The sequence below is a fragment of the Pseudodesulfovibrio karagichevae genome (assembly GCF_041414475.1).
GTDB lineage: Bacteria > Desulfobacterota > Desulfovibrionia > Desulfovibrionales > Desulfovibrionaceae > Pseudodesulfovibrio > Pseudodesulfovibrio karagichevae.
Window position 1 is genome coordinate 1 of the sequence record NZ_JBGLYH010000028.1, and the last position, 15,103, is coordinate 15,103.

13 protein-coding genes are annotated in these 15,103 nt (G+C 65.1%); 6 read left to right on the top strand and 7 right to left on the bottom strand.

What is annotated here, in order from left to right:
* Window positions 1-230: 230 nt before the first annotated feature.
* Both AB6M95_RS10810 and AB6M95_RS10815 read right to left on the bottom strand, forming a co-directional pair.
* The gene (locus tag AB6M95_RS10810; RefSeq protein ID WP_371386762.1) at window positions 231-2,372 is read right to left on the bottom strand and encodes a xanthine dehydrogenase family protein molybdopterin-binding subunit; all 2,142 of its coding nucleotides are present in this window, start codon (window positions 2,370-2,372) and stop codon (window positions 231-233) included.
* Window positions 2,369-2,833: a (2Fe-2S)-binding protein gene (locus AB6M95_RS10815; protein WP_371386763.1), complete on the bottom strand. Its 465-nt coding sequence runs from the start codon at window positions 2,831-2,833 to the stop codon at window positions 2,369-2,371. The genes AB6M95_RS10810 and AB6M95_RS10815 overlap by 4 nt, the downstream gene beginning before the upstream one ends.
* Before the next feature lie 246 nt (window positions 2,834-3,079).
* Between AB6M95_RS10815 and AB6M95_RS10820 the strand changes: the two genes are divergently transcribed.
* Both AB6M95_RS10820 and AB6M95_RS10825 read left to right on the top strand, forming a co-directional pair.
* Complete coding sequence (locus tag AB6M95_RS10820; protein WP_371386764.1) at window positions 3,080-4,351, top strand: alpha/beta hydrolase; 1,272 nt, start codon at window positions 3,080-3,082, stop codon at window positions 4,349-4,351.
* Window positions 4,348-5,148, top strand: coding sequence for an MlaA family lipoprotein (locus tag AB6M95_RS10825; RefSeq protein WP_371386765.1), 801 nt, complete (start codon window positions 4,348-4,350; stop codon window positions 5,146-5,148). Before AB6M95_RS10820 ends, AB6M95_RS10825 begins: the two co-directional genes overlap by 4 nt.
* Before the next feature lie 10 nt (window positions 5,149-5,158).
* On the opposite strand, the gene AB6M95_RS10830 is transcribed toward AB6M95_RS10825, so the two are convergent.
* Window positions 5,159-6,010 carry a LysR family transcriptional regulator gene (locus AB6M95_RS10830; RefSeq protein ID WP_371386766.1) on the bottom strand — a complete coding sequence of 284 codons (852 nt, stop codon included), beginning with the start codon at window positions 6,008-6,010 and terminating at the stop codon, window positions 5,159-5,161.
* Window positions 6,011-6,119: 109 nt separating this feature from the next.
* Here AB6M95_RS10830 and AB6M95_RS10835 point away from each other — a divergent pair, with 109 nt between their 5' ends.
* Window positions 6,120-6,704: a flavodoxin family protein gene (locus AB6M95_RS10835; RefSeq protein WP_371386767.1), complete on the top strand. Its 585-nt coding sequence runs from the start codon at window positions 6,120-6,122 to the stop codon at window positions 6,702-6,704.
* Window positions 6,705-7,010: 306 nt separating this feature from the next.
* On the opposite strand, the gene AB6M95_RS10840 is transcribed toward AB6M95_RS10835, so the two are convergent.
* From AB6M95_RS10840 to AB6M95_RS10850, 3 genes are all read right to left on the bottom strand, one after another.
* The gene (locus tag AB6M95_RS10840; protein WP_371386768.1) at window positions 7,011-8,432 is read right to left on the bottom strand and encodes a carbon starvation CstA family protein; all 1,422 of its coding nucleotides are present in this window, start codon (window positions 8,430-8,432) and stop codon (window positions 7,011-7,013) included.
* Window positions 8,433-8,568: 136 nt separating this feature from the next.
* Window positions 8,569-10,269, bottom strand: coding sequence for a LytS/YhcK type 5TM receptor domain-containing protein (locus AB6M95_RS10845; protein WP_371386769.1), 1,701 nt, complete (start codon window positions 10,267-10,269; stop codon window positions 8,569-8,571).
* A gap of 19 nt (window positions 10,270-10,288) precedes the next feature.
* The gene (locus tag AB6M95_RS10850) at window positions 10,289-11,068 is read right to left on the bottom strand and encodes a LytR/AlgR family response regulator transcription factor (protein WP_371386770.1); all 780 of its coding nucleotides are present in this window, start codon (window positions 11,066-11,068) and stop codon (window positions 10,289-10,291) included.
* A gap of 277 nt (window positions 11,069-11,345) precedes the next feature.
* Between AB6M95_RS10850 and AB6M95_RS10855 the strand changes: the two genes are divergently transcribed.
* From AB6M95_RS10855 to AB6M95_RS10865, 3 genes are all read left to right on the top strand, one after another.
* Window positions 11,346-12,119 carry a hypothetical protein gene (locus AB6M95_RS10855; RefSeq protein ID WP_371386771.1) on the top strand — a complete coding sequence of 258 codons (774 nt, stop codon included), beginning with the start codon at window positions 11,346-11,348 and terminating at the stop codon, window positions 12,117-12,119.
* 182 nt (window positions 12,120-12,301) lie between these two features.
* Entirely contained in the window at window positions 12,302-13,117 is an 816-nt protein-coding gene (locus AB6M95_RS10860; protein WP_371386772.1) for a YkgJ family cysteine cluster protein, read from the top strand.
* 483 nt (window positions 13,118-13,600) lie between these two features.
* Window positions 13,601-14,095 carry a hypothetical protein gene (locus AB6M95_RS10865; protein WP_371386773.1) on the top strand — a complete coding sequence of 165 codons (495 nt, stop codon included), beginning with the start codon at window positions 13,601-13,603 and terminating at the stop codon, window positions 14,093-14,095.
* A gap of 356 nt (window positions 14,096-14,451) precedes the next feature.
* Here the strand turns inward: AB6M95_RS10865 and lepB are convergent, their stop codons facing one another.
* Window positions 14,452-15,072, bottom strand: coding sequence for a signal peptidase I (gene lepB, locus AB6M95_RS10870; RefSeq protein ID WP_371386774.1), 621 nt, complete (start codon window positions 15,070-15,072; stop codon window positions 14,452-14,454).
* Window positions 15,073-15,103: the final 31 nt, after the last annotated feature.

Here is a 15,103-nt window from a genome sequence, read left to right on the forward strand (position 1 = left end):
CTCGGCGTCCTGCCCGCCACCGGTTCCGGGGGCCTGATCAGGCCCCCGGAACCGGTGGACGAACAATAAAAGTGTTACCCATGTACCCGGGCAGAAGTGTTACCCATGTTTCCGGTTGCACAGGGAACCCTTTTCTCAAAGGGTTCCCTTCTCCCCTTCCCCCGGCCGCCGGAGGCAATCAAAAAAGCCGCCCGATGGGCGGCTTTTTTGATTAACCTCTGACAGTGTGGCTAGGCCTTTTTCAACTTGCTGGTGTCCAGGGGGAGGTCGCGGAGGCGGACGCCGGTGGCGTTGAAGATGGCGTTGGCCACGGCCGGGGCCACGGTCGGGACGCTGGGTTCGCCGATACCGCCGGCCTTGGCGCCGCTGTCGATCATGTGCACCTCCACCTTTTCCGGGACCTGGGTCATGCTCAGGAGCGGGTAGCCGCTGTAGTTGGTCGAGGCCACGCCGCCGTCGGCGAAGCGCATGGCCTCGTTGAAGGTCATGGACAGGCCGATGATCGCCCCGCCCTCCATCTGGGCGGTGAGCGCGTCGGGGTAGACCGAGACGCCGGAGTCGACCACGCAGACGAGCCGATGCACGGTGACCTTGCCGCTGGCGCGGTCCACCGAGACCTCGGCCATGTGTCCGGCCACGGACTCGAAGCAGTCGGTCAGGGCCACGCCGCGTCCCCGGCCGGGCGGGACCGGGGTGTTCCAGCCGGACTTCTCCGCCAGGGCGGTGAGCAGCTTGTGGGGCCGGGAGCCGGGTTCGAGCAGGGCCAGGCGGAAGGCCACCGGGTCCTTGCCCGCCTTGCGGGCCAGTTCGTCCATGAAGGATTCCACGGTGAAGACGTTGTAGGAATAGGCCACGGAGCGCAGCCAGCCCACGCGCATGGGCAGGTCCACCAGCACGTACTCGATCAGCCGGTTGGGCAGCTTGTAGGGCATGTCGTCGAGCCCCTGGATGGACGAGGAATCCATGCCGTCCTTGACCGCCTCGGGGCTCACGCGCGAGAAGATCGACGGGGAGGCGATCTTGTGCCGCCAGGCCGTGATGTCGCCCTGCGCGTCCAGGCCGCCCTGGATATGGCAGACGCTGGCCGGGCGGTAGACGTCGTCCGAGAAGTCGTCCTCGCGGGTCCACATGACCTTGACCGGGCGGCCGACCGCCTTGGACAGGGCCACGGCCTCGGTGACCACGTCCGACTCGATGCGCCGTCCGAACCCGCCGCCGCAGAAGGTGGTCATGACCTCGATCTTGTCCACGGGCAGCCCGGTGGCCTCGGCGGCCGCCTGGAGCGAGGCGGTCTGGCCCTGGGTGGGGGCCCAGACGCGGCAGCGGTCCGCTTCGACGAAGGCCGTGCAGTTGGTCGGCTCCAGCTGGGCGTGGGACACGAAGGGCACCGAGTACGAGGCCTCGATGACGGAGGCCGCGCCGGCCAGGGCCTTTTCCGCGTCGCCCTGGCTGAGGATCGCGCCGGGGCCGGACATCTTCTCGCCGAAGAGATCGGCGATGTACTTGTCGCTCAGGTCGGGCACGTCCCCCTTGGACCACTTGACGGCCAATGCGTCGCGCCCCTTGAGCGCGGCGTGGGTGGTCTCGGCGAACACGGCGACCTTGCCGTCGTACGGCAGGACCTTGCGCACGCCCTTGACCGCCATGGCCGCCTTCTCGTCATAGGACTCGGGCTTGGCCCCGTAGCGCGGCGGGCGGGCCAGCACGGCGATGAGCATGTCCGGCATCCGGACGTCCAGGCCGAACTGGGTACGGCCCTGGACCTTGTCGACCATGTCGAACCGGCGGCGATAGGTGCCCATGATGGTGTAGTCCCGCGCGTTCTTGAACGGCGAGTCCTTGGGGACCTCCTGCCTGGAGGCCGCGTCGGTCAGTCGGCCGTAGCTCAAGCTGCGCCCGTCCGGACCGTGGACCTTGCCGGATTTGGTGGAGCACCTGGCCGGGTCGACGTTCCACTCTTCGGCGGCGGCGCGCAGGAGCATGAGCCGGGCCGCGGCGCCCACCGTGCGCAGGAGGTCCCAGCGGTGCCGGATACTGGTGCTCCCGGCGGTCAGCTGGACGCCCCACTTGGGGTCCTTGAACACGTCGGCGGCCAGGGCCATGCGCACTCCCACGCGGTTCCAGTCCGCGTCGAGCTCGTCGGCGATGATCATGGCGATGCCGGTCTGGGTGCCCTGGCCCAGGTTGGTCTGGCCGACCCAGACGGTGATCGTGTCGTCCGGGGCGATCTCCAGGAAGGCGTGGGGCTTGAAGTTCGCGGCGGCCGAGGCCGGGGAAAGGTTCACCAGGGTCACGCCGCCGGAAACGGCGGCCACGGCCAGGACCAGGCAGCCGTTCTTCAGAAATTGCCGTCGGGTCAGTGATGCGGTCATGACTTGCTCCCCTTCTTCATGGTTGCGGCGGCCTGCTTCATGGCCGGAAGAACTCGCGGATGGGTGCCGCAGCGGCAGGTGAAGTCGTCCATGGCCGAAGCCAGGCCCGCCTCGGACAGGTCCTTGCCGTGGGTCAGCACGTCCACGGCCTGGAGCATCATGCCGGGCTGGCAGTAGCCGCACTGGGGCACCTGGTTCTCGATCCAGGCCAGCTTCACGGGATGGTCCTCGGGCAGGCCCTCGATAGTCACGACCTTGCCCTTGCCCACGCTGGAGACCGGGGTCACGCAGGACCGCTCTGCCGCGCCGTCGATGAGCACGGTGCAGACCCCGCACATGCCCTCACCGCAGCCGTACTTGACGCTGGTGACCCCGAGATCGTCCCGCAGGACCCACAGCAGGGGGGTGTCCGGGTCGACGTCGACCTGTCGGTCCTTGCCGTTCACGTTGATGACAATCATGTTCCCTCCAAAGGTTTGGCTGGTTGGAGAAGAGCGCCGCGACGCCCTGGTATTCCGATTACCGCCACTCTTACCACATTGTGCCCGTTCCGGCAGCATGTATCCGGCAAAAAATCATCCTCGTCTCCAGCCCGGCGAAATTCGAGGAAAACCGCGAGTATTCTCCGATATCATTGCTTTTCCCCCGGCCTCGGGCTAGTAAGATGGGCAATCCTGGCCCTGCCGGTCATTTTTACCCGCGAGAATATGCGAACGGTCCTAGCCCTTATCCTTGCCCTGCTGCTCCTGCCCACTGTCGCCCCGGCGGCCGAGGAGGAGCAGCCGTATCCCTTCGCGGACCCGTACCGGGCCACGGTGCTGGGCACGCCCGCCAAGCTGCGCTACCAGTTCGAGAACCCGGTCCGGCCGGACGTCCGGGCCATCCGCATCGAGGGGCGGCGCGTGCCCGACGTCTTCTCCTACAGCCGGGACATGTTCTTCACCACCGCGCTGCAGGACCATCCCGCCCCGCTCATGTTCGTCATCGCGGGCACGGGCGCGGAGCACAACTCGGGCAAGATGTCCTTCCTGACCCAGGTGTTCCACGAGGCCGGGTACCACGTGGTCGCCCTGTCCTCGCCCACGCACATGAATTTCGTCATCAGCGCCTCGGAGCACGGGGTGCCGGGCTACGTGCCCTATGACGTGGCCGACCTGGACCGGGTCATGGGCTGGATCCGCGAGGAACTGGCCAAGGAGTGCACGATCACCGGGTACAGCGTGGCCGGGTACAGCCTGGGCGGCCTGCACGCGGCCTTCCTGGCCAAACGGGACGCCGAGACCCGCGAGTTCGACTTCCGGCACGTCCTGATGATCAACCCGCCCGTGTCCCTGTACCGCTCGGTGACCCGGCTGGACGCCTGGCTGACCGAGGAGAACCTGGGGCGGACCACGGTGCACCGGGAGATCGAGGGGTTCATCGACCGCTTTTCCGACTACTACCTGCACGCCGACGTGACCGACCTGGACGACGATTTCCTGTACGACATGATCACGGACATCGGGCTGAATGAACGCGACTTCAAGACCCTGATCGGGGCCGCGTTCCGGGTCTCGTCCGCATCCATGATCTTCTCCTCGGACGTCTGCCTCCAGGCCGAGTACCTGGTCCCGCCGGAGAACTATCCGCTCAAGACGTCCAGCCCGCTGCTGCCCTATGCCCGGCAGGCCTTCGACATCCCGTTCGAGAGCTACCTGGACGAGTACCTGCTGCCCTACCTGCACTACAACGACCCGACCATCACCCGGGCCGAGGCGATCCGGCGCTCCAGCCTGGAATCCATTCGGGACTGGCTGGCGAAGACGGACAAGGTCGTGGTGGCGGGGAACAAAGACGACGTCATCCTCGACGCGCAGGACCTGCGCTTCCTGGAGACGGTCTTCGGCAAGCGGGCGCACCTTTTCGAGCACGGCGGGCACTGCGGCAACATGATGCACCCGGCGTTCGTCCGGGTGATGAAGGAACTGGTGAAGCCGTGAACGCGCGCGTGGGGTTCCTGCTCTTCCCGGCCGTTCTGGCCCTGTTCCTCGTCAGCGGGTGCGGCCCCAAAGTCGTGGATGTGACCGACCCGCAGGCCGGGCTCGCGCCCTCCGGGTTCCGGACCACGGTGCACCACTGGCCCGAGGAGAACTCGCAGTCCCTGCGCTTCCTGGACATCTACGACCCGTGGGAGCCCATGAACCGCAACCTGTACGAGGTCAACGCCACCCTGGACAAGTACGTCATGCTCCCGGCGGCCAACGTGTACCGGCTCGTGCTCCCGGCGCCCGTGCGCTCCGGGGTGAAGAACTTCTTCGCCAACCTCAACGAGCTGCCCACCGCGTTCAACAGCCTGCTGCAGGGCCGCTTCAGGAAGGTGGCCATCTCGTTCTCGCGCTTTTTGATCAACTCCAGCTTCGGCCTGCTCGGCGTGCGCGACCTGGCCTCGCGCAACAAGAAGCTGCCGCGCCAGAACGAGGACGTGGGCCAGACCCTGGGGTACTGGGGGCTCGGTCCCGGCCCGTACTTCGTCATGCCGATCATGGGCCCGTCCAACGTGCGCGACGCCGTGGGCTTCGGCGGGGACATCCTGATCCTCTACGTGGAGGTGGAGATGCTCTACCAGGCCGCGGGCATCGAAGACGGCACCCCCCTGGACATGACCGACCTGGTCCTGCGCGGCCTGAACATCCGGGCCAACACCGCCTTCAGCTACCACTCCACCGGCTCGCCCTTCGAGTACGAGATGGTCCGCTTCATCTACACCAAGAAACGCGAGCTGGACATCCAGCGTTAAAGGACGCCGCTTACCGGGAGGATTCGTCCTCTTCGAGGAAGGCGGCCACCAGATGCTCCCTGAAGCGGGCGACGTGCCCGGACGGGGGATTGTCCCGGGTATGCAGGACGATGCTTGACGGCGGCAGCGCGGGCAGGCCGTGCCGCGCGCCAAAGGCCGCCAGGTCGGACGGCAGCGTGCGCCCGATGGCCGGGGTTATGGCCAGCCCCGCGCGGGCCGCGTCAAGAACGCCGGACAGCCCCCTGCTCTCGTAGACGATCCGGTAGGCGCGCCCGGCATCCGCCAAGGCCCGCTGCGCCCATTCGTGAAAAATACACCCTTCCTCCACCGCCAGGGGAAGCGCCCGGTTCAGGTCAAAGCCCGGGCGGGCCGCCCAGACCAGCCTGTCCCGGCAGATCACCTGCCCGCCTTCATAGTCGTCGGTGCACAGGCCGATATCCAGCTCCCCCTCGTCCAGCCCCTTCCTGATCACGTCGCTCGTGCGGCAGTGCACCTCCACGAAAACGCCCGGATCGCTCTCCGCGAACCCGGCGAGCAGCCTCGGCAACAGCCCCATGGTGTAGTGTTCGGGCGCACCGAACCGGACGATCCCCTCCGGATGCGCGTCCGAGAGCGCCAGCACGGCGGCGTCATGCCGCTGCACGATATCCCGCGCATGGGAGATCAACAGCTTCCCGTCCGGGGTGAGCCTGGCCGTCTTCCCGTCCCGGACGAACAAGGGGCGGCCCACTTCCTCCTCAAGCCTTCTGATCTGCACGCTCACGGCCGATTGCGAGCGGTTCACCTGCTCACCCGCCCTGGTGAAACTTCGGGTGCCGGCCACGGCCAAAAAGGTCCGTAAATACTCGGTGGGCAACTGCATTGAATGCGTCCTGTTCATCATTTTAAAGAAAACAATTCATTTCACATATCATTTATGCGGGCTTAGCGTTGCCGTCAATCTCCATTCACACCAACCGCAAGGAGCGAAAATGAACATACTGACGTTGCTCGGCAGCCCCAGGGCCAGGGGGAACACGGCCACGATATTGGAGAAGGCGGAATCGGAATTCAGGGAGCAGGGGCACCGCGTGCGCCGGATTCACGTCGCCCGCAAGATGATCGGCGGCTGTCTCGGATGCGGAGCATGCCGCAAGGTTCCCGACCGCATCGGCTGCGTGCAGCATGACGATGCTATCGAAACCCTGGAATGCATGATCGAGGCGGATACCATCGTCTTCGCGACCCCGGTGTATTACTGGGGCATGACCGCCCAGCTCAAGGCCCTGGTGGACCGGACCAACGCGCTCATCACGCGGTACGGGGAACCGGAGCAAAATTCCCTGGTGCGGGGAAAGGGGTTCGCCCTGCTGGCGACCGGCGGGGGGATTTACGAGAACAACGAACTGGTCTTCACGGCCTTCCGCAAGACCGCCAAGGCCCTGCAGGCCCGGCTGGTCGGCGAGCTGCACATAGGCGAATGCCGGGAGCCCGGCGACATGACCGCCGAGACCAAGGCCCGGGGAACGGAGTTCGCAAGACGCGTCCTGGAACAGGCCCTCACGGCCGGGGCGTAGCCCCGCGGCGGGAGCGGCGGCCCGCTTCTCTTCGACGGGTCAACCGCGCTCAAGGTTCCGCCCGATGAAGTCGAGGAGCCGGACCGTGGACGTCTTCCCGGCCGACCGGCCCGACGCTCCGCACCGCGTCGTATTCGCGGTCCATGTCCACCTGGATCGTCAGTCGTTCCCGCCACGGCATGGGGGGCCCGGTAGTCGGTTCTTGCGCAACGCCCTCTCCAATGCAGGGTGCCGGACGGGAAAGGGCCCGCTCCGGAAGGAGCGGGCCCTTTCGTATTGCAATGCCTATCGAGCCTGTTGCGGCGGCTAGGCGGAGGTCTCCACGACGGTCTTTCCGGAGAAGACGTACTTGAACAGGAAGATGGCGAACGCCACCGCCGCGCCGATCAGGCCGATGATCACGGAGGTGTCGTAATCCAAGCCGAAGCCGATCTTGGCGTTGGCGATGAAGGTCACGCACACCGCGGTCATGAAGATTGCGGGCAGGGTGGCGATCCAGTGCAGCTTGCCGCGCTGGGCCAGGTAGGCGGCGGACGCCCACAGGACCAGGGCGCTCAGGCACTGGTTGGAGAAGCCGAAGTACCGCCAGATGGTCGAGAAGTTCTGGGTGGAGATGACGAAGCCGATGACGAACAGCGGCACGGAGATCAGCAGACGCTTGCTGATGGCCTCCTGCTTGATCTTGAAGGTCTCGGCCACGATCAGGCGGGTGGACCTAAAGGCGGTGTCGCCGCTGGTGATGGGCAGGACGATGACGGCCAGGATGGCCAGGCCGCCGCCGACGGTGCCGAGCAGGGAGTGGGAGATCTCGGCCACGACCGCGGACGGAGAGCCGGCGGCGATGACCGCGGACAGGGCCTGCGGGTTGTCGTAGAAGGACACGCCGAGCGCGCACCAGATCAGGCCGATGATGCCTTCGATGATCATGGAGCCGTAGAACACGGCGCGGCCCTGGCGCTCATTCTCCACACAGCGGGCCATGAGCGGCGACTGGGTGGAGTGGAAGCCGGAGATGGCGCTGCACGAGATGGTGATGAAGAGCAGCGGCCAAATGGGCTTGTCGGCCGGGTGCATGTTGCTGAAGTTCAGGTTGGGCAGGACCTGGTGGCCGGAGAACATCAGGGCCACGAACAGGGCGGAGGTCATGGCCAGGAGCAGGAAGCCGAGCAGCGGGTAGATGCGGCCGATGATCTTGTCGATGGGCAGGATGGTGGCCAGGAAGTAGTAGCCGAAGATGCAGGCGACCAGCAGGCCGGTGTTGATGCCGGTCAGGCCGTTCAGGAGCTTGGCCGGGGAGAGCACGAAGACCACGCCGACGAGCATGAGCAGGATGAACGAGAACAGGCGCATGACCTGACGCGCGGGCATGCCGAGGTACTCGCCGACGACCTCGGGGATGGACGCGCCGTTGTTGCGCACGGAGAGCATGCCGGAGAAATAGTCGTGCACCGCGCCGCCGAAGATGCAGCCGATGACGATCCAGATCATGGCCACGGGGCCGTAGAGCGCGCCCAGGATGGGGCCGAAAATGGGACCGATGCCCGCGATGTCGAGCACCTGGATGAAGATGAGCTTCCACTTGGGCATGACCATGTAGTCGATGCCGTCGGCCATGGCGATGGCCGGAGTGACGCGGTTCTCATCCGAACCGAAGATGCGGTCCACGAACGTGCCGTAGACGAAGTACCCCGCGATGAGAAGGGCTATGCAGCCGAAGAAGAATAGCATGTTTCACAACCTCCGATGAAAAGTTACGCCGCCGGGCGGCGACTTTCATATAGGAGATTGCCTGAGGGGGATGCGACGGTTTCCGCCTGAACCGACCTTTTCCCGGTCTGAAAAAACGTATCGCCTGATTGAGCGATCAGGCACGGTTCGGCACATGGAGCACGATGGTCGTGCCCAGGCCGGGGGTGCTGTCCACCTCGGGGGCGAACTGGCGGCCGTAGATGTGCTCCATGCGGCTCAGGCAGTTGCGCATGCCGATGCCGCCGGTCACGGAGTCGGCGCACTCCGTGTTCAGGACGCGATCAAGGGTCTCGCGGTCCATGCCCACGCCGTCGTCGGCCACGCGGACCTCGAGGCAGCCGTTCTCGCGCCGGGCGGTCAGCCGGACCGTGCCGCCCTGCTCCCGGCCGAGCACGCCGTGGCGGATGGCGTTCTCCACCAGGGGCTGGATGGTCAGCGGCGGGATGGGCCAGTCCTCGCACCCGGCCTCCACGTCCGAGACCACCTGGATGCGGTCGCCGAAGCGGGCCTGCTCGATGGCCAGGTAGGAGCGCACCTGCTCCAGCTCCTCGCTCAGGGGGATGAACCCCCGGCTGAGGTCCAGGTTGCGGCGCATGTACAGGGACAGGTCCATGAGCAGCTCGCGGGCGCGCTCGGAGTTGGTCCGGCAGAACGAGGTGATCGTGTTCAGGGAGTTGAACAGGAAATGCGGGTTGATCTGGGCGTGCAGGCGGCGGATCTCCGCGTGGGCCAGCATCTGCTCCTTGATCTGGATGTCCTCCAGCTCCACCTGGGTGGAGAAGAGGTTGGCCAGGCCGTTGGCCACCTCGAACAGAGTGGCGTTGAGCGGCCGCTCGCGGCTGCCGTAGAACTTGAGGGTGCCCACGATCTCGTCGTTCTTCTTCAGCGGCACGATGATGGCCGAGGTCATGGGGCAGTCGGCGTGGTTGCAGCCGATGTCGTCGGCGCTGTGCAGGAAGGTGGACTGGCCCGTGCGGACCACCTCGCGGGTGGCGTTGGTGCGGATCCCGCACCCGGCCAGGTGGTGGTCGTCGCCCGCGCCGATGTGGGCGAGCACGTCGCGGGTGTCGGTGATGGCCACGGCGGCCACGCCCACCCGCTTGTAGATGATCTCGGCCGTGGCCGCGGCGGTCTCGATGGACAGCCCCAGGCGCAGGTAGCTGACCGCCATGTTGGCGATGTCCAGGATGATCTGGGCGTGCAGGGACTCGCGCCGCTCGCGGTCGCGGGAGAACAGGTTGATGACCTCCACGAACAGGGCCGCGCCGAAGGCGTTGACCAGGATCATGGGCGGGGCGATGAGCTTGACCAGCTCCCACGCCTCGGGCAGCGGCCGGGACATGAGCAGGAGCAGGCCCATGTGCATGACCTCGCCCACCAGGGCCAGGGCAGAGGCCATCCGCCAGTTCATGGCCTTTTCGCCGTATTTCCAGGCGATCATGCCCGCCGCGAAGCCTTCCAGCGCGGTGGAGATGCCGCAGGGATAGGCGCTGAAGCCGTTGAGGTCGAAAACGATGCGGTGCACCCCGGCGATGAGCCCGGCGCCGATGCCGACCACCGGCCCGCCGAACAGGCCGCCGGAGATGACCACCATGGCGCGCAGGTTGGCCACGGAGTCGAAGACCGCGTTGCCGGTGTAGGTGCCGAGGATGCCGAGCAGGCCGAACAGGATGGTCACCAGGACCGTGCGCAGCCTGGAGCTCTCGCTGGTGAAGTGCATGCGCCGCACGGGCATGATGGTCATGAACAGGAAGACCACGCCCACCATGAGGCCGAACCGCTCGGCCAGGGTCAGGATGATTTCAAAAGTGTTCACCGCGTTCTCCCACACTCCCCTACAGTTCCATGGCGTCCTTGAACGGACGGACCCGCGCCTTGCTGACCGTGATCTCGGTCTCGGCCTCGTCGCGCATAGTCAGCACGTACTTGCCGTTGAACCACGGGGCGTAGGTCCGCACCAGGGCCAGGTTGACCAGCTGGGAGCGGTTGGCCCGGAAAAAGGGGAACCCCTCCAGCCGTTCTTCGAGGCGGTCCAGGGTCAGGTCGCAGGCGCAGGGGTACACGGCGTTGCGCGTCCCGGCGTGGACCCTGCGGTTCTCGTAGTTGAAATAGACGATCTCCTGCGGGCTCAGGAGGATGTTGCGTCCCGAGTGCTCCACGCTGATGCGCGTCACGCCCGGCTTGATGCCCGCGCCCGCCAGCAGCCTGCGCAGGACCTCACTCGACTCCCGGTGCTCGCTGGCGGCCAGCCGTCGGCGCACCCGGTCCAGGCTGTCGGCCAGCCGCTTGGGGTCCACGGGCTTGAGCAGGTAGTCCACCGCGTTCTCGTCAAAGGCGCGGATGGCGTACTCGTCAAAGGCGGTGACGAAGACGACCAGGGGCTGGCGCTCCATGGCCATGACCTCCTGGAGCACGGAGAACCCGTCCCGGCCCGGCATCTGGATGTCGAGGAAGACCAGGTCCGGCCGCTTGGCCGCGATGGTCCTGACCGCGTCCGCCGCGTTGCCCGCCGCGCCCACCACGTCGATGTCGGCGTGGGAGGAGAGCAGATAGTTCAGCTCGTCCTGGGCGGGCGGCTCGTCGTCCACCAATATGGTCCGTATGGTGCTGTTCATAATCATTCCCGCGTACGGGGTACGCAAGGACGAAGTAAGGCATGCGGGCCGGGTTGGCAAGGGGCGGCCGCATCGACCGGGCATGGCCTTTCTCCGACATTGGCGTTACACTCGCGCCCAATCCCGCACGAGCACATGCAACCGGAGAACGACAAAAGACATGCACTCCCCAGACATCCATCCCCCGTCCGACCTCCGGCTGCCCCGGTAGGAAAAGGCGGTCATACACCTGTTTCTCGCCGCCCTCGCCTGGGCCGGATGGATCTATTCCGGGACAATGTTCGCCTACATCGCCGTGCCGCTGGTCGCCGTCTCCGCAGTCGTCCTGCTGGTCACGATCCCTTTTTTCCGGTCTGCGGCGTACCGATATTTCGCCGCCTTCACCCTCTACCTTTTCGTCGCGCCGTTCGTTCTGGCCGGGGTCTCCTTCGCGCTGGCGAACCTGTGCGCCACCACACAGGTATACAGCGTGGGCTTCGAGATGCGCACCCAGGACGGCCCGGTCACCCTGGTCAACCACATCACCGTCGAGGACCGGCGCAACCCGATCCGGCGACTTCAGCACTATTACAGCGGCTCCCTCTCCATGACGGGCAAGGCCCGTATCGCGACCATCGGCCCGGACAGGACGCTCGTCACCCTGCTCTCACCCCTGGGCCGGTTCGATACGTCCGGCTTCCTCAGAGGCCAGTTGGGCCGGAAGCCGCTGGACATATACATCGACGCAAGCGGCGGGATCACCCGGCTCCTGCTCTCGAACCGCTCCACACCGGCCATGCTGCTCCTGCCCGACGCCGATACCCCGACGGGGTTGCGGACTGTCACGCCCGAGTCCTTCGCGGACGCCCTCGGCCCCGGCTATTCCTTTGTCCGGGCGTGGGTGGCGGCCGCAGAGGTGGAACCTTCCGTCCCCTCGTCGGACGCCATACCCTGGTGGGACTACGAGACCGACAGGCCGCGCAACAACGCCTTTTCTCTCTATGCCTTCAAGCTCAGGCCCGATATGTTCAGCATCCACGAGACCGGCGAGGCCGTCTTTCTGAGGATGTAGACGGCCGCACGGCCTCCCGCTTTGCTGCCGGTGTTGCGGCCCCGCCCTTGCCCGGCCTCCGAAAGGCCCTCCGCGCCCCGCCGCCCGGCCAACAATCTCTTGACAACCCGGCCCCTCTGACCCGATGGAGGAAGGTGGGGGGAAGCCCCCTCCCGATCCACCGAGAACTTCAGAGGTGACCCATGGCCGCCCGCTCACGTTCCAAGACCGGCAAGGCAAAGCGTTCGTTACGGCGTCCGGCACGCAGCGGCCCGGCACTCCCCCTGGCGTCCCCGGCGGCGCAGCGGGAGGCCCTGGCCGACCGTCTCTCGCGGGAGCGCATGGAGGCGTTCGAAGCGGCCCTGCGCCCGCAGGGAGAATCTTCCGACCATCCGGTCAAGGCGCTGCACGACGCCGTGCGCGAGGCGTATGACGTCTGCGAGTCCATGCTGGACGAGTTGCAGCTGGACCCGCCCCCGGCCTGCAAGCGCGGCTGCATCCACTGCTGCTACAACCAGGTGGCCGTGACCGAGCCCGAGGCCCTCTTCCTGGGGCTGCACCTGCTGGGGACGCGCTCCCCGGAGCGGCTGCGGGACCTGGCGGACCGGGCGCGGGCCCTGACGAACGGCCTGAGGGGCAAGAGCTGGCGGGAAATCGGCATGATCCGCCACCGGCTGCCCTGCCTGTTCCTGGAGGACGGCGGCTGCTCGGTCTACCCGGCCCGCCCCCTGGCCTGCCGGGGGTGGAACTCGGTGGACGAGACCATGTGCCTGCGCAGCAACCTGTCGCAGGACGCCATGGCCCCCATCGAAAACCATCCGATCATGCGGCAGATAGCCGACTCCATCCAGAGCGGACTCCTGCGCGGCGCAAGCTCCCTCGGCCTGGAGGCGGGCTACCTGCTCATGGCCCGCGCCATGGCCCTGCTCCTCGCGGACGATCCCGAACAGGGGCTGATCGACGGCACGGCCGACTGGCTGGACGGCAAGCCCTTCTTCGGCCGCAAGACCGATTGGTGATCTTTCCAGCATTGGGCTGAAAAAAACGCAAAAAAAGCCGCTCCGAGAAGCGGCTTTTCATTCCGGATGTGAATTCCAACGCTCATCGCAACCAGCCCCCTTCCCGCCTCTCTCCACATCGCAGTTGACAACTTGAAGGGCACATGGATAACACTATGAACAAAATTCACAACGCCAACCGCGACCGGTTCAACATGTCAGCAAGAAGAATTCCCAAAAATTACGGCAATGTGACGGGGATTGCTGTGCATAAAGAATCGATAGACATTGCGCCATTCGAGTCCACCCACTTCTGCGGTCCTTGGTGCGGGTCAGGATTATCTTCACGGGGGCGCCCCGCCCTGAAGGAGAGGTCCGGTTGAATGAGGTTCTGTTCTCCACTCTTCCGTGGGATCAGCAGGACGTGAACCACGAAGATGGTAAGAGGCTCGCTCAATCACGGTTCGGGCGTTTATGGCAATGTTGTTTGGCAGGGGCAGGGAGATGTTTTTTCTCAGTCCTGAGCAGGCAGGCCGGGGTCAATGGGAATGGGCACTTTTCGAGCTAACAGTGGAAAATACAAACACGGATGGTGAATATATGAAAATTGCGGGTTTGAACCGTTTTTGGTTATTGTCGGTTGTTCTGACTGTGGTCTTAGGTTGGGGAGCAATGGCTTCGGCTGGAGAGTTTAATGGAAAATGGCGTGGTGCAGTTACTGTTGATAAGAAGTCTGTCCCCGCTGAAATGACGGTTGAAAACGGATCATCAGTTATCCATTTTATGTCCCCGTTCAATTGCCTTGTTGAATTGGAATACCCGATGATGGATAGTGATACCAAGTACATGGCCGGAGTTGACAATTGCTCGGGGGGGCGTTGTGACGAATTGTGGAACGGTCGATTGATTCTACAAAAGTCTCAGGTTGGCGTGGTTGAGATAATCATTATGGATGAGCACAGTCGGCCCTGGGGACAGGGTACGCTGAACCGGCAATAGGGTGCCTTTGGCGACGGAGATCGAGTATGGCTAACACTCCTCTGAACAATTTGATCGAGGCCTGGCGGGAGCGGTCATAGAACCCCAGGAAGGGAAGAGGAGGAAGCCTCCTCAGACCGTGTCTGCGGACATCGATGGCGGCGGTGGCGAGAAGTCGGGTAATGTGCATGTGGTTCTGCGCGTTGAAGGCGCGGAACCAACGGAGGGTGCGGCCCGGTTGATGGATCGTTTACTCCAGACGCAGTCATCGATGTTCAGTCGCAATTAGCTTTGGAATTCACAATTGGGCTGAAAAAACGCAAACGAAAAAAGCCGCTCCGAAGAGCGGCTTTTTCATTCCGGGAAACGACCGGCCCCTAGTTCAGCAACGTGCCGATACGGTCGAACCTGATGTCGGTGAGCGAACCCCAGGACCAGTAGATGAGCAGGGCCTTGCCCACGATCTTGGAGCGTTTCACCGGGCCCCACCAGCGGGAGTCGTAGGAGCCCTCGCGGTTGTCGCCCATGACGAAGTACCGGTCCGGCGGGATGACCACCGGGCCGAAGTTGTCGCGCACGGGCAGGGTGTCGGACTTGGTGTGCCGCGCGTACGGCTCCTCCAGCGGGCGGCCGTTGATGTAGACCACTTTATCGCGCACCTCCAGGGTCTCGCCCGGCAGGCCGATGACGCGCTTGATGAAGTCCTTGGTCTCGTCCTCCGGGAACTTGAAGACGACGATGTCGCCGCGCTCGGGGTCGCCGGTCTTCATCAGCACCTTGCCGTCCGTGGTGTCGAGCCGGATGTCGGACGGCAGGCGCACGTCGTAGGCGCACTTGGAGACCAGCAGGTGGTCGTCCACCCACAGGGTATCGAGCATGGACCCGGACGGAATCCAGAACGTCTGCACCAGGAAGGTGCGGATGAACAGGGCGAGCACCAGGGCGATCGCCACGGTCAGCAGGTTGTCGACAAGGGGCTTGAGTATGTGGTTGGCCATGCGTCCTCCAAGACGGCAGGGGCCGCGGACG

Excerpts from the sequence above, each read along its gene's own strand:
- AB6M95_RS10840 (WP_371386768.1), bottom strand. The coding sequence starts at position 8,432 with ATGCTATTCTTCTTCGGCTGCATAGCCCTTCTCATCGCGGGGTACTTC.
- AB6M95_RS10855 (WP_371386771.1), top strand. The coding sequence starts at position 11,346 with ATGTTCGCCTACATCGCCGTGCCGCTGGTCGCCGTCTCCGCAGTCGTC.
- AB6M95_RS10835 (WP_371386767.1), top strand. The coding sequence starts at position 6,120 with ATGAACATACTGACGTTGCTCGGCAGCCCCAGGGCCAGGGGGAACACG.
- AB6M95_RS10860 (WP_371386772.1), top strand. The coding sequence starts at position 12,302 with ATGGCCGCCCGCTCACGTTCCAAGACCGGCAAGGCAAAGCGTTCGTTA.
- AB6M95_RS10830 (WP_371386766.1), bottom strand. The coding sequence starts at position 6,010 with ATGCAGTTGCCCACCGAGTATTTACGGACCTTTTTGGCCGTGGCCGGC.
- lepB (WP_371386774.1), bottom strand. The coding sequence starts at position 15,072 with ATGGCCAACCACATACTCAAGCCCCTTGTCGACAACCTGCTGACCGTG.
- AB6M95_RS10815 (WP_371386763.1), bottom strand. The coding sequence starts at position 2,833 with ATGATTGTCATCAACGTGAACGGCAAGGACCGACAGGTCGACGTCGAC.
- AB6M95_RS10865 (WP_371386773.1), top strand. The coding sequence starts at position 13,601 with ATGTTTTTTCTCAGTCCTGAGCAGGCAGGCCGGGGTCAATGGGAATGG.
- AB6M95_RS10850 (WP_371386770.1), bottom strand. The coding sequence starts at position 11,068 with ATGAACAGCACCATACGGACCATATTGGTGGACGACGAGCCGCCCGCC.
- AB6M95_RS10810 (WP_371386762.1), bottom strand. The coding sequence starts at position 2,372 with ATGACCGCATCACTGACCCGACGGCAATTTCTGAAGAACGGCTGCCTG.
- AB6M95_RS10820 (WP_371386764.1), top strand. The coding sequence starts at position 3,080 with ATGCGAACGGTCCTAGCCCTTATCCTTGCCCTGCTGCTCCTGCCCACT.